Genomic DNA, 13,881 nt, shown 5'->3' with positions numbered 1-13,881 from the left:
GATCCTATAACAACTCACTGTCAGTCTCTCGCCCTCATAGCTGTAGAATCTTTCGCAACCCATCGGCGATCGCTTGGACGGGGGTAAGTAATTTTGCAGCTTTGCTAACAACTTTGATGATTTTGTCAATTACTGTGCCAATCATGTCGTGATCTTCTTTGTTGTTAGCAAACTTGCCAATCGTATCGATGTATTGCAAAGCTTTTGCCTTGTCTTCTTCTGTCAATTCCGTAGATTCATTAATAACTTTTTGTAAGTCAGTCAGGAGATCGGCAAGTTTTGGCGCTTCGGGGGTGTCGCTGTCACGGAGTTGTTGAATCGTGACGGTGACAGTGCCGCTAATATCGCCACCTGCGACGGTTATGCCTGTCATGTTGCCGTCGGATTTTAGCGAAATATTTTGATTTTTGTCAGACATGGGATCTCCTTGAACTTGTCCAATAATGATTTTATCGTTAGATTTGGTTGCTTGGGTTTTGGCAATTTCTTTGAATCCTGCATTTGCATCTTTCAAATCGGCAATACGTTCATCCTTTTCTGCATTGAGAACTTTTAAAGTTTTTACTTCACCTTCCAAAAATGTGACTTTTCTGTTTAAATCCCTGATGAGTTGATTGTCTTCTGGATGAAGGCGTTTGTAAATGTCGTAGGATTCCGAAAAGTCAGCATGGAGTTTGCCTTTGTCTGCATCAGGGCTTACATCGTAGCTTCTTTTGAGAGCGTCTTTATTTTGACCGAGAAATTTAGTTTGGTTGATGGATAGTTCTACTTCAGGATTTTTGATTGCCATTTGCTGCATAGCATATTGAAAAGCGCTGAAGTTGATTTCATTTTTAAATAGAAAATCGAGTGTATTGGTAAACTCTCCAACTAAAAGCGCAAAGTCACCTTCAGCAAAGTCACCACTCGCAGGTTTGCGTTCTTTTCCTGCTTCATCGATATAAACGTGCGTGCAAATAACATTCTCAAATTTGGTTTCAGGATTAATTCCCCAATTAAATATCCTTGCGCCTGTGAGAGTTGCACCTGAGAAATCAGTTCCTAATGCTTGCGAGTTGCTGAGGTCAGCATTAGTAATTTTTGCACCACGCAAATCAGCACCGTTAAAATTTGCATTACGGAGAATAGCATCGACAAGATCGGCATTTTGCAAAAATACCTTGTGAAAGTTCGTCAATGTATAGTTTTTACCTCTGCCTTCTTTAGGATTACAACATAGATATCTAACTTTACTATCTTCTATAATTGCGGGTAACTTGCAAAGCTTAAACTCTGTACCCTCCCAATTAACTAAATCACAGATGGCATCAGTGAAGTCAGAAACTTGTAGTTTTGCATTGACAAACTTAGCACCAGTTAAATCTGCACGCGCAAAATCTATACCCGTTGCGCTTTGAATCATGGTGTCTAATCCCCGCCATATATACAATGTAAGACTAATACATATCAGCGTAATTATAGTGTTTATTAATATTAAAAAAGTGTTCCCTCCAATAAATGCACTATAAGCATATTTTGCATGTTCAAATACAGCAATAATCAAAATTGGACTCGTAGCAATTAATGCAAATTTCCTTGCAAAGATAAAAGCAACTTTAAAAGCAAGTGAAACTGAAATAATTGAAAAACTAGAAGTAAAACCATCTGATGTAGCATATATAACCATTAATATGCCAATAAGTACAGCTAAAAGGATGCCAACTGGAGTAATAAAAATAAACCTAGATATTGCTAAGAATGTGGTTCCGAAAACAAGAATAAATGCAGCAGAAATTCCAATTAAAACAATCACCTGTTTGTAGCTTTTGCCAGTTGTGACGTTCGTAAAATTTGTACCAGTTAAATCTGCGTCACGAAAATCGCAGCCTCGTATATCTGCATTTGTAAAATCTGCACCTGCTAAGTCCTTACGTCCACGAAAGGAGCGATTACGCAAGTCTTGACCGACAAAGGATAGAGCCATGAAGTTTGGGTTAACTGACTGAAGTTAAAGATCTCTATTTGCAAGCATTGAGAGTTTAATAAATATATCAGGATTCTTTTACCAAAAAGTTTAAAGATTCCTGTAGGGGCAGAGCATTCCCGTCACAATTCACCAATTTACAGACAACCTCACATCGGGAATGCTCTGCCCTAAATCTCCAACATTCGCACCACAAATTCTCAACCGCAGTCCTACATTTATCGGTAAATTGCATCAAGGGTTCAGCCTTTGCAAATAAAAATGGGAGTAACAATTCAGAGAGATGGGCGCAATAGATTCTCTATTCATATTGCACAATCGCCTCTTGTAAAACCTGTTGACGGAAGTAAAGGCTTAATTCTTTTGGGGTGCGTAAATCAGCTTTGCGATTAATCATTTCTGATAGTTCTATCTCTATTCCTATCAAATGAAAATACCCCAGAATATGTTCTGGCTCAAACTCCACCAGAAAATCAACATCGCTAGAGCTACTAAAGTCATCCCGCAAAATCGAGCCAAACAAAGACAGCTTACGGATATGATGACGCTGACAAAAACTAGCGATCGCTTCTTTAGGTATCAATATGGGTAATCGTTGAGCCATAACTCACTAAAATTAAATTGACAGATAATCTAGTCAGCTTAGAGCTTAGTACTAGCAAAACTTGCTAGGAGTTATCTTTTAGCCTACAGCAAACTCTGTAAATTGCCGCATATAACTTGAGTGAAAACCATTAACAATATCTTGCTTAGGAATTCCCATCTCAGCAAGCCTAATCGCAATATCAAACTCCGTTCCATTATGCTGCACCCAAATTTTGTCATCTTTAATATCGAGATGTACAACACAACCATATATCCGTCGTTTATTGCGCCAACCAACATGAGCTAATTGATAATGATCGCGTTCAGTATCAAAAATCAACTGTGACTCAACCTCATGATCTGAAGAACCATAATTTGCCAGTTCCGTCAGTAAATTTTGGACTTTCTCACGATATTCAGTTAGTTTAGCCATTTTGAGATCGTCTCCTCTTCAGGTACATAAATTGCTAGCCTTAATTGATACTGCTCAATAGTTGTTTGTACAAATGGAAGTTGGAAAAAAGAGTCATAGGCACTTACAGGAATAGCTAGATACAACTTGTATTCTGGATATTGTTCTTGCATGAGTAGACGGTAGTGTATCACATTTGTTGTAAAGTGTAATAACAATAGGTAAGTCCTAAAAAGTTAGGGAAAGAGAGAAAAGATGGTATTTGAAGCAGTCGAATGTCCAACTTGCGGAGGAGTAGATATCCACCGATATGGACAAAGCGCCACAGGCAAGAAAAGATACATTTGTCTAAATACTAACTGTATGCGAAAGACATTTATTCTTGATTACAGCTATCAAGGGTATCGTCCAGAAGTAAAACAACAAGTGGCAGAAATGGCAGTCAATGGCAGTGGCATTAGGGATACAAGTCGAGTATTAAAGATTAGTCCCAATACTGTGATCAATACTTCGGACAGAATTAGAAAATATAGAAAAAAAGCTATTCATCGTATAAGGTGCGGTTATTGAACACCAGCACCGAATGAATAGCTTAAATTTCATATTACCCAGTCTACTGAGTAAACCACAACAAAAGTTTCTGATAACGCTGTTTTCGACCATATTTGTAGTGTGCGGAAAAGTAAACTTTACTAACCTGAGTCGGTATAGTGAAATATCAGAACGGAGCTATCGTCGGCAATTCCAGCGTTCCTTCAACTTTATCAAAGGTAACGCCGACCTGATAGAACGAGCTATTCCAGCAACTGCTCGTCAGATCATCGCGACTGACTGCTCATTTGTACCGAAAAGTGGCAAAGCAACCTATGGGATAGAGCATTTCTATAATGGCTGTGCTGGACGTGCTGAAAAGGGACTAGAGATTTCGGTATTGGCAATAGTGGATGTTGATGCAAAGCAAGGCTATACCTTGTCAGTACAGCAAACTCCACCTGCAAAACCAATGACCGAGACGACGCGGATTGATAACTATTTGGAGCATCTCCAAGCGACATATCCTTATCTACCCAAATCAACCCGTTATGTAGTCAGTGATGGCTTTTACAGCAAAGTTAAATGGGTTAATGGTGTCACTGCCTTGAAGTTGGCTGTGATTAGCAAATTACGATGCGATGCTGATTTACGTTATGTCTATACAGGTGTTCAGAAGCCTCTCGGTAGACATCGCAAATACGACGGCAAGGTGGATTTGACTGATGTCAGTCGCATGTCTCTAGTCCGTGAGCTTGAACCTAACCTATTTTTGTACGATGTTGTTGTCTGGTCGTTGAGCCTTAAACGTAAAGTTCGTCTTGCTTTTCTGCTGGACTGTCGTGATCCAAAACGAATCGGTCGGGTACTTTTGTTCTCAACCGATATTCACCTTGACGCAACTGATATTTTAGATTTCTATAAAGCTCGTTTTCAGATTGAATTCATATTCCGTGACGCTAAACAGTTTACGGGTTTAACCGATTGTCAAGCTCGTGACTTGACTAAGCTTGATTTCCATTTCAATGCTAGTCTCATGGCTCTAAATCTCGCTAAGTTTGAGGCATGTCAACTTCATCAATCACCTAAACCTTTTGTTTTCTCTATGGCTAGTTTCAAACGTCTGGCTCTAAATCGGCATTTACTGGAACGCTTTATTTCCCTCTTAGATTTGGATTCTACTTTGATTAAATCTCATCCTAGGTTCCCAGACCTTTGTTCTTACGGCGCTATTGCTTTCTAATTTTGTCCGAAGTATTGGTGATCAAAGAGTTAAAAAAAAGAGGAAGACATTGAATCCGTCAACTATCCTCTGCTAGAGCAACTTGATATAGAAACACTTGATGTTGACCTTTATCAAGTAGACGACGCAGAAATGGATGAAATGTGGAGTTTTGTTGGTAGCAAGAAACAGCAAAGATGGCTATGCGCCCTCTATTGATCATCTGACTGGAAGGGTTTTAGCTTATGTTTTAGCCCCACATAAAGATGAAGCCTTGATTAAACTGGTGAATCTGCTAAAACCTTTTGGGATCAAGCATTTTTTCACCGATGCATGGGGTGCATACGAAAGGATTCTTGAGCCTCACACTCACCTAATTGGCAAGAGAAACACTCAGAAAATTGAACGAAAATATCTAACTTTGCGAACGCGGATTAAGCGTTTAGCTAGAAAGACGATTTGCTTTTCTAAATCCATTGTGATGCATGATATTGTCATTGGTCTGTTTATCAACAGCTATGAGTTTTCGTTTCAATCCCTTTGAATGCTCCAACAATTGTGACACATTACCTAACCGTTAAAGCGGAAATCAGTGGCACTATGAATGGTCAAGACTTTCATAGCTATTACCGATATGGAAGAACTTGGGCGATGTTAAATGGTCAATGGCAACTCATTGCAGGCAATGTGGTTCAACTGAATGAGGCTCATAATTAGCTGGGCGCGATTAAATATGAACAATAAAGCCAAAGTTTACACTTTATATTTTGCAATTGATGATCTTGTAAACTCAATTTGTAGAATCGTTAATGAACGAGAAAACTCCAAAAAAGCTAATAGCGATGAACTTTTTAATAGATTCTGGACTAAGGCAAAAAATAAATATTCTGATCTCAACTATGATCTGGTATGCGAAATGGGAGTGGCTAATACAAAAGCAGAAGAAGAGTTCGCTAGTATTGCATCAACAATAGAAAAGGCTTTAGGGGAATTGGGAAATGATAGTTATTGCTACTTGATTTATTGCCTGTGGTTTGCAATCAATATTGCCATAGTTGAGTATTCTTTGTCGGCTCCATCTGTAAATCAACATGACCTGTACTATGAGATTGAAGACACGTTGAAATTGGGTTCGCAGAAGTATCTATCCTTATCTCAATCTATTGAAGAATGGCAGAATATTGATTTAATCGTTAAGGCGAGATTGGGGAATTTCTAAAGATATCAAAATCTAAAATAGAGTTGCGGCGCAACTCTATTTTAGATTTTTATCTAAGGTTACTTAGGACATAAAACCCAAGCTAAAGGTGGCGGCGCAAAGCACCTTTAGCTTGGGTTTTGATTTTTAGAGAACTTGAACTTGCATCTTTTCCCATTGAGAGAGGCTATAGGTTTTTAGCTGTAGGGCATGGATTGCGCCAGTATCGAGATGTTCTTGAATTGCACCGTAGACTAATTTGTGTTGCTTAATCATCGATAAGCCTTCAAACTGTTCAGCAACCACGATCGCAGCAAAGTGTTGACCATCATGATTAGGATCTTCAACCTGAACTTTGGCATTGGGTAAAGCAGTACGAATTAATTCGGCAATGTAGTTGTGAGAAATCATGTTGGGCAAACTCAAATATTTACAAAATCTAAATTGGGCTGTTCACATTGTGCCACATTGCCAGATTAGGGACTTAGCATTTGTGCTACCTTGCTAAATAGCTGGACATAATTATCAAAAACTAAAACCTGTGGCGCACGCTGCGCGTGCGCCACAGGTTTTAACTCTGATTGTTAATTTTGCCCAGACACTTAATTTTATGAAAATTTTTGATTAGCAACAGAGATTTAGGGATTTAATGAAAATCGCAACTTGGAACGTCAACTCAGTTCGCACAAGGATCAATCATGTTTGTGATTGGTTACAAGCAAATCCTGATGTCGATCTGTTGTGTTTACAAGAGACCAAGGTAATTGATGCAGACTTTCCCCATCAGCCTTTTACCGATTTGGGCTATCAGACCTATATTTATGGGCAGAAGTCCTATAACGGGGTAGCAATAATTTCGCGATCGCCTTTAGAAAATATTCAAACTGGCTTTGTTTCGGTATTGGGAGAAATTGCTGACCCTAGCCTAGATGACCAAAAGCGTTTGATTGCGGCTAAATTTGGTGATGTCCAAATTGTGAATATGTATGTCCCCAATGGCTCTGAGGTCGATAGTGAGAAATATGCCTACAAGTTGCGCTGGCTGAAGCTCTTAACAGAATATTTGCAAACTTTGCTCAGCAAAAATGCCAATGTCCTGATTTGCGGCGATTTTAATGTAGCGATCGCTGATATCGACATTTACGATCCCAAGGGGCGCGAGAAAAAGGTGATGTCCACGGATATTGAGCGAGAGGCTCTAGCAGAAGTCTTGAATCTGGGATTTAAGGATGTATTTCGGAAGTTTGAATCGGATGGCGGGTACTATAGCTGGTGGGATTATCGTTCTGGAGGTTTTTCACGTAATCGTGGCTGGCGAATTGATTATCATTTTTTGACGGAATCTCTCTACGAAAGGGCAACTGCTTGTGAAATCGATGTTGAGCCACGTAAGTTAACGCAACCGAGCGATCATACTCCCGTCATTGTGACGATTGATTAAATATGGTGATTTACGCTTTAATCAAAAATATTTTGTGGAAGAGTAATCCTTTGGGGCGATCTTCCACAACACCCAAAATCTCTAAAATTTAACTCTAAGAGAACTTTAGCTATGAAATATCGCATCTATTCGGCGATCGCGCTACTTATCATTTTGCTTTTGTTTCCCTTACCAGCAATAGCCGCGAACCCTAGCCATATTGTCAAGTTACAAACTACTAAAGCCTGCCAAGTTTGCGATTTAACAGGGGCATATTTACCCGTTAGTAAATTAGATTATGCGTTTATATTGTCTTCTGATCTGAGTAGAGCTAATTTAGTAGGCTCCAATATTACTTTTTCAAATCTGAGTCGCGCTAATCTGAATGGAGCGAATCTTAGCTATGTTAATTTCAAGCATACTAAACTGTTACTCACCGATTTTACGAATGCAATTTTTGATAAAACTGATTTGACAGAAGCCGATCTCACTAGTGCAACCATATCAGAAGTTCAATTAGCAAAAGCAAAACTATGTAAAACCGTCTTGCCTGATGGACTCATATCTAATCGTGATTGTTAAAGCTTTTTGTAAAATCAAGCCCATAGGAGAGTTGCGGCGCAACTCTCCTATGGGCTTGATTTTAATGTGTGATTGTTTAGTTTTCAAATAAGCCACGAGTTACAAAGGATTGTGTCCCCGCCGCAGGCGGGGACACAATCCTCTACTTCAATAGATTGGTATACGCTATATGCTTATTTGAAAATTGATATAGATTGTGATCTTGATCATGTCTAAGGCGATCGCTCTTAAGCAATTTACTAGATACTTCTGTATTTATACAGTTGCGAGTCTATTCGTTTATCTGCTAACTTCCTTCACTTCTCCTGCTGGTATTATTGTCATCTTTGTCCTTTTACCTTTCTATAGCCTTTGTATTGCTTCCATAGTTAGCACTAATTTAAAAAATCGTCATGCCACGGTTAGGTATAACAAATATCTACTTGGATGTATTTTGCTATTTCAAGGCATCAAAATCTTGACCAGTCCCGCTAGTTGCTATGGCTGGAATCAAGGCAGAAGCTGTTACTCCTTTATTCAAGAGCTTTTAAGCAATGAGAATCTTAGGGATTTTGCAAATAAGACCCCTCATTGGGAAATAGTAGAAACATCATTTCCCATCGCTTTATTGCTATATCTGATTGCCATAGTCATTTTCCTAGCAACACTTCGTATCCACAAAGTAGCTGAATAACTATTCTGCTAATGGGACTAATGCTGCACTAGATAAGCCGACATGCGCCAATCGAGAAGAATTTCTGAGCTAATGCAAGTATAAAAGGCGATCGCAGGTTCATGCCAATACGATTCCTTCATGCTTTAACTGACCATTAACCTATTTATCAACAGGTCGATAAATGCGATTAATTGCTTCAAGCATCTGGCTATCAGAAATTATTTGCCGACGTTGATCTTGTTTAAATTTTTCAACATGATCGCCCATAGTTTTCTCAGACGGAATTCCTGTGTCATCTGAAATCTGCCAATTAAAAAGTCGATCTAAACCCTCTAAAGGTGCAAATGATACGTTTTTATCGGTGAACCGTAACAACTGCATACTACCGCCGCCTACTGCTGGTGCATTGGTTTGCTGCATTTCTAAGAGGATTTGCTGAGCAGGCGATAAATCATTAGATTGCGCCCTCCCAATACTTACTTGCGCGTCGCTCTGCCCCACATTTAAAGAAAAAGCACTACCTGCGATCGCTAAAAACCCCAGAATTTTGAATAAAGCCATTTAAACCTTCCTTAGCTTTTACATGGTGAACCGCAACATGACACCTTATTTAGCCCACTCTTATTAAAACTAACATTGGTATTAAATATTTACCGCCAAATGTCATAAAGTTTACATAATTTTAGAGAAGTACAAGGTTTGCATTTGCTGCTCTGCATAATAAGTACAGCGCTTTGCGCTTTCTCAAAAACCAGATAAATTTTGAAAAAGCTTGCTTCGCAAGCTTTTTCAAAATTTATCTGTACTACACAAACTCTAAATAGGCTGTAACGCGAGTTCGGGATAATTTGAAACTGGTTGTTGAGATAGGGTTTGCATAGCAAACCCTATCTCAAAACTCAAAAATAAAAGCCTTGCTACGCAAGGCTTTTATTTTTGAGTTTTTAAATGAACCACAAGAAAATTTTTTGAAAGTGTTGCTTTGCAACACTTTCAAAAAATTTTCTTGGTTCGGGTTTGAGCGCAAAGCGCTGTAAAACGCTTTTGATTGCTATAGTATCGATAAGACTTCGATTATTTGATAGTTTGTTAAGCAGTAATCGATAAGTAGATTTTAGTAATGACACCATGCTAGAGACGGTAAGTGAAGCAGAGCAACCAAAGGATCTTTCGGATGCGGCAGCGATTGAGGATGTAAATGAGTCAGCGATCGCTATTGCCGAGCCAGCATCCGTTGAAGATGATCTTGATGCCCTTGATGACGTAGAGATGTCTCTATTCGATCATCTTGAAGAGTTGCGATCGCGGGTTTTTTACGCCTTAATCGCAGTTTTTATTGGTGTGATAGTCTGTTTTACCTTTGTTAATAAAATCGTGGCGCTACTGGAAATCCCTGCGCAGGGGGTAAAGTTTTTACAACTGGCTCCAGGGGAATATTTTTTCGTATCGATTAAAGTTGCAGGCTATAGCGGGCTATTAGTTTCTAGCCCTGCCATTTTGTATCAAATTGTGCGCTTTATCTTACCTGGCTTGACCCGCAAGGAAAAACGAGCGATCGCGCCGATAGTATTTGGCTCTAGTATTTTGTTTGTACTAGGCATTGTTTTTGCTTATCAATTGTTAATTCCTGCTGCCCTAAACTTTTTTATCAGCTATGGCGGTGATGTAGTTGAGCAGTTTTGGTCAATTGATCGCTATTTTGAGTTTGTGTTGCTGTTACTGTTTAGCACAGGGCTCGCCTTTCAAATCCCCGTTATTCAGGCGTTATTGGCACTTACAGGCATCGTTAACTCAGAAAGGATGTTGGCAGGCTGGCGCTATGTTGTGCTTGGCGCTGTCATTCTTGGGGCAGTCCTCACGCCTTCCACAGATCCAATGACACAGAGTTTACTTGCAGGTGCAGTTGGCATCCTGTACTTTGGTGGTATTTTCTTAGTCAAAGCAATGGGAAAATAACATCTTAGGTAGCAAGAAGATTTTTCTCGCCATCTAAAAAAAGGGAGCGCTATGCGCTCCCCCTTTTTTTAGACAAACTCAGCTTCGATCGCTTCAGGTTGTTGTTTAGGACGAGGATCAAACTCAAAGAGTGAGTAGACCACATCGCGGCGGATTTGGGTCATCATATCGAGGAAGATTTCGTAGCCCTCACTCTTATATTCGATCAAAGGATCTTTCTGACCATAGCCACGGAGACCAACGGACTCACGCAATGCCTCCATCGCTTGGAGGTGATCGCGCCAGAGTGAGTCAATCCGTTGCAAGATAAAGAATCTTTCGGCTTGGCGCATTAAACCAGCTTGTAATGCTTCTACCTGTGCTTCTTTAATTTCGTAGGCACGACGGACTTCTTCACGGAGGAAGGCTTGCATTTCAGGCAAGAACATATCATCAAGTTGCTCTGGCTCAAGGTCTTGCAAGAGATTTACAAATTCTCTGACCTTTTTCACCATAGCGGTGAGGTTCCATTCTTCGGGAGGTAGCTCTGGGTTGACGTAGGCATTGACGATATCATCCATCGTGCGCTCGGCATATTCGATGACGCGATCGCGGAGGTTTTCACCTTCTAGCACCCGACGACGCTCGGCGTAAATCGCACGACGCTGATTGTTCATCACTTCGTCGTACTCAAACACTTGCTTCCGAATGTCGTAATAGTAGGTTTCCACCTTCTTCTGAGCATTTTCGAGAGCGCTGGTGAGCATTCCTGAACTAATCGGCATATCTTCTTCGACTCGGAAGGCATTCATCAAACCTGCCACGCGATCGCCTGCAAAAATCCGCATCAAGTTGTCTTCGAGGCTGAGGAAAAATCTGGTCGAACCGGGGTCACCTTGGCGACCGCAACGACCACGCAATTGGTTATCCACACGACGCGATTCATGACGCTCAGTACCAATCACATGGAGCCCCCCGAGCTTAGTTACTTCCTCATGTTCTGCACCAGTGACAGTTTCATATTCACGCTTAATCAATGTAAAGGCATCGCGCAATTTTTGAATGACTTCGTCATCGGTCGGTGCTTTTTCTGAGGCAACAGCCAACATTTCCTCAGCTTCAAGTTCCGTTTGGCTCATTCTGCCCAGTTTAGCAACTGCGAAGTCAACTGCTTCCTTCAACAGAATTTGAGCATCCTTAGACAGTTCGCAGGGATAAAGACTATCAGAAACTTTCCAAGTCTTTTTCTTTTTAGTTTCTGAGGTGTCACCAAAGCCCTGTCCTTTTTGGGGGCGATCGCTAAACATGCGCTGCCCCTCATTGGTAAAGTCATCATCATCTTCAGGGCGCACAATCTGCGGCATAAAGTTTTCCCGCACCTTCAGACGCGCCATATAGTCAGCATTACCACCAAGGATAATATCTGTACCACGACCAGCCATGTTGGTAGCGATCGTCACCGATCCTTTACGACCTGCCTGAGCCACGATTTCAGCTTCTCGTTCTACATTCTCAGGTTTCGCATTCAGCAAGTTGTGGGGAATTCCTTTCTCAGTTAATAACCGTGAGAGAACTTCTGATTTCTCAACACTTGTAGTTCCCACTAGAACAGGGCGACCTGTTTCATGCATTTCGCGACATTCTTCAGCTACAGCGCGCCATTTTGCTGCTTCCGTTTTGTAAACCACATCCGACCAGTCACCCCGTCCACTCTTCCGATTAGTGGGCATAGTGGTTACTTCAAGGTTGTAGATTTTGCCTAGTTCTGCCTCTTCTGTTTTTGCAGTACCAGTCATGCCGCCTAATTTGGGATAAAGCAGGAAGAAGTTTTGATAGGTGATTGTTGCTAGAGTTTGGGTTTCATTTTCAATGGGTACACCTTCCTTTGCTTCGATCGCTTGATGCAAGCCATCACTCCAACGGCGACCAGGCATGACGCGCCCTGTAAATTCATCCACAATAATTACTTCGCCATCACGGACAATGTAATTTACGTCACGGAGGAATAACTCTTTAGCTTTGAGAGCATTAAATACATAGTGCGCCCAAGGATCTTGTTGATCGAATAAATCCTTAACCCCTAGTAAATTTTCGGCAAGTTCAAAGCCTTCATCGGTCATCACTACATTACGTTGCTTTTCATCAACTTCGTAGTGAGTTTCTTGTTGCAACTGCTCGGCAATCTTTACTGCACCCAAATATTTTTCCGTTGGACGCTCGACCATACCCGAAATAATTAGCGGAGTACGGGCTTCATCAATCAGGATCGAGTCAACTTCGTCAATGACACAGAAATTAAAGGGACGCTGCACCACTTCTTCGATGCTGGTCGCCATGTTATCGCGTAAATAGTCAAACCCTAGTTCACTGTTAGTAGCGTAAGTGATATCACAGTTATAGTTTTTGCGTCGCTCAATTGGTTCCATCGAGTTTTGAATCAAGCCCACCGACATACCCAAAAAGCGATGTACCTGCCCCATCCATTCTGCGTCACGTCGCGCTAGGTAGTCGTTAACGGTAACTACATGCACGCCTTTACCTGAGAGGGCATTGAGGTAGCTAGGCAATGTGGCGACGAGGGTTTTGCCTTCCCCTGTTTTCATTTCGGCAATTTCCCCCCGATGCAAGACCATGCCCCCAAGCATTTGCACGTCATAGTGCCGTAATCCTAAAACACGGGTAGCTGCTTCACGGACTACAGCAAAGGCTTCGGGCAGTAAGTCATCGAGGGGTTCGCCTTTTTCGAGTCGCTGTTTAAACTCTCCTGTTTTTCCTTGCAATTCGCGATCGCTCAGCGCCGCTAACTCTGGGGCGAGGGAGTTGATGAGTGCCACATCGGGACGGAGTTTATCGAGCTTGCGCTTATTAGGATCGCCAATCAGGTTTTTTAGGTTAAACATAGCTACCGAATGCAGTTAAAACGGGGATTTAAAAACGGAGAATTGCGCCAAACGTGATATTTAATACGATTTTGGACTACAAGTATATATTACCCGACTGTTGAGGATACAAGCTTCGGATAACCGAAGTGATCGCTAATACAGTTACCAAATTCTGCCTAAAGCTAGACCCCTATACCACTTAGCGATCGCATTTTTCCAAAAAATTTATAATTTTTTATTGCTTATCGGCACAAAACTTTAGCTAATAATCACTATTTTGATTTTCAGAAAATTTATAAAATGATTTTGGTGTTGTTTTTACTTTGGTCAATAGGCTTTTGACAATAATCCGAACTCTCGTTCCTGATTTGACTAATCATTGCTATTTGTTGCAGTTTGGGCATTGCGTTTTAGGACTACTGCCCTTTTTTATAGTATCCAGATTTTGCCTTAGAACTATACGGTTCCATCAATGGATTACAAGCAAATGGAACTG

14 protein-coding genes and 2 pseudogenes are annotated in these 13,881 nt (G+C 40.8%); 9 read left to right on the top strand and 7 right to left on the bottom strand.

Going from position 1 to position 13,881, the window contains the following annotated elements; translation table 11 throughout:
* Positions 1-34 precede the first annotated feature (34 nt).
* The 4 genes from NMG48_RS13675 to NMG48_RS13660 all read right to left on the bottom strand — a co-directional run bounded on the left by NMG48_RS13675 (position 35) and on the right by NMG48_RS13660 (position 3,133).
* The gene (locus NMG48_RS13675; protein WP_271252073.1) at positions 35-1,963 is read right to left on the bottom strand and encodes a pentapeptide repeat-containing protein; all 1,929 of its coding nucleotides are present in this window, start codon (positions 1,961-1,963) and stop codon (positions 35-37) included.
* A 301-nt stretch (positions 1,964-2,264) separates the two neighbouring features.
* Entirely contained in the window at positions 2,265-2,567 is a 303-nt protein-coding gene (locus NMG48_RS13670) for a nucleotidyltransferase family protein (RefSeq protein ID WP_271252072.1), read from the bottom strand.
* 78 nt (positions 2,568-2,645) lie between these two features.
* Entirely contained in the window at positions 2,646-2,981 is a 336-nt protein-coding gene (locus NMG48_RS13665) for a XisI protein (protein ID WP_271252071.1), read from the bottom strand.
* Positions 2,969-3,133 carry an element excision factor XisH family protein gene (locus tag NMG48_RS13660; RefSeq protein ID WP_271252070.1) on the bottom strand — a complete coding sequence of 55 codons (165 nt, stop codon included), beginning with the start codon at positions 3,131-3,133 and terminating at the stop codon, positions 2,969-2,971. Before NMG48_RS13660 ends, NMG48_RS13665 begins: the two co-directional genes overlap by 13 nt.
* Before the next feature lie 82 nt (positions 3,134-3,215).
* Between NMG48_RS13660 and NMG48_RS21820 the strand changes: the two are divergent.
* The 5 genes and pseudogenes from NMG48_RS21820 to NMG48_RS13635 all read left to right on the top strand — a co-directional run.
* Positions 3,216-3,506: pseudogene (locus tag NMG48_RS21820) on the top strand (IS1-like element transposase); the annotation flags it as partial.
* Between the two features lie 124 nt (positions 3,507-3,630).
* Entirely contained in the window at positions 3,631-4,734 is a 1,104-nt protein-coding gene (locus NMG48_RS13650; protein WP_271252068.1) for a transposase, read from the top strand.
* Between the two features lie 33 nt (positions 4,735-4,767).
* Positions 4,768-5,257 (top strand): annotated as a pseudogene (locus tag NMG48_RS13645) (IS1 family transposase); the annotation flags it as partial.
* Between the two features lie 14 nt (positions 5,258-5,271).
* The gene (locus tag NMG48_RS13640) at positions 5,272-5,430 is read left to right on the top strand and encodes a hypothetical protein (protein WP_271252066.1); all 159 of its coding nucleotides are present in this window, start codon (positions 5,272-5,274) and stop codon (positions 5,428-5,430) included.
* Positions 5,431-5,446: 16 nt separating this feature from the next.
* On the top strand, positions 5,447-5,932 hold the full coding sequence (locus tag NMG48_RS13635) for a hypothetical protein (RefSeq protein WP_271252065.1): 486 nt from the start codon (positions 5,447-5,449) through the stop codon (positions 5,930-5,932).
* Between the two features lie 126 nt (positions 5,933-6,058).
* On the opposite strand, the gene NMG48_RS13630 is transcribed toward NMG48_RS13635, so the two are convergent.
* Positions 6,059-6,322 (bottom strand): BolA family protein, encoded by a 264-nt coding sequence (locus NMG48_RS13630; RefSeq protein WP_126385673.1) that lies wholly within the window; start codon positions 6,320-6,322, stop codon positions 6,059-6,061.
* Between the two features lie 238 nt (positions 6,323-6,560).
* Here NMG48_RS13630 and xth point away from each other — a divergent pair, with 238 nt between their 5' ends.
* The 3 genes from xth to NMG48_RS13615 all read left to right on the top strand — a co-directional run bounded on the left by xth (position 6,561) and on the right by NMG48_RS13615 (position 8,586).
* Positions 6,561-7,352, top strand: coding sequence for an exodeoxyribonuclease III (gene xth / locus NMG48_RS13625; RefSeq protein ID WP_271252064.1), 792 nt, complete (start codon positions 6,561-6,563; stop codon positions 7,350-7,352).
* A gap of 111 nt (positions 7,353-7,463) precedes the next feature.
* Positions 7,464-7,913 (top strand): pentapeptide repeat-containing protein, encoded by a 450-nt coding sequence (locus NMG48_RS13620; RefSeq protein WP_271252063.1) that lies wholly within the window; start codon positions 7,464-7,466, stop codon positions 7,911-7,913.
* Positions 7,914-8,109: 196 nt separating this feature from the next.
* Positions 8,110-8,586 carry a hypothetical protein gene (locus NMG48_RS13615; RefSeq protein ID WP_271252062.1) on the top strand — a complete coding sequence of 159 codons (477 nt, stop codon included), beginning with the start codon at positions 8,110-8,112 and terminating at the stop codon, positions 8,584-8,586.
* A 141-nt stretch (positions 8,587-8,727) separates the two neighbouring features.
* Here the strand turns inward: NMG48_RS13615 and NMG48_RS13610 are convergent, their stop codons facing one another.
* On the bottom strand, positions 8,728-9,129 hold the full coding sequence (locus NMG48_RS13610; RefSeq protein WP_271252061.1) for a hypothetical protein: 402 nt from the start codon (positions 9,127-9,129) through the stop codon (positions 8,728-8,730).
* A 708-nt stretch (positions 9,130-9,837) separates the two neighbouring features.
* Between NMG48_RS13610 and tatC the strand changes: the two genes are divergently transcribed.
* Positions 9,838-10,524, top strand: coding sequence for a twin-arginine translocase subunit TatC (tatC, locus tag NMG48_RS13605; protein ID WP_345961267.1), 687 nt, complete (start codon positions 9,838-9,840; stop codon positions 10,522-10,524).
* A 68-nt stretch (positions 10,525-10,592) separates the two neighbouring features.
* Here the strand turns inward: tatC and secA are convergent, their stop codons facing one another.
* Positions 10,593-13,403, bottom strand: a complete 2,811-nt coding sequence (secA, locus tag NMG48_RS13600) for a preprotein translocase subunit SecA (RefSeq protein ID WP_271252059.1) — start codon at positions 13,401-13,403, stop codon at positions 10,593-10,595.
* Positions 13,404-13,881 lie beyond the last annotated feature (478 nt).

Origin of the sequence: Pseudanabaena sp. Chao 1811 (assembly GCF_027942295.1) — a bacterium.
Classification (GTDB): Bacteria; Cyanobacteriota; Cyanobacteriia; order Pseudanabaenales; family Pseudanabaenaceae; genus Pseudanabaena.
This window is presented reverse-complemented; position numbering and strand designations above follow the sequence as displayed.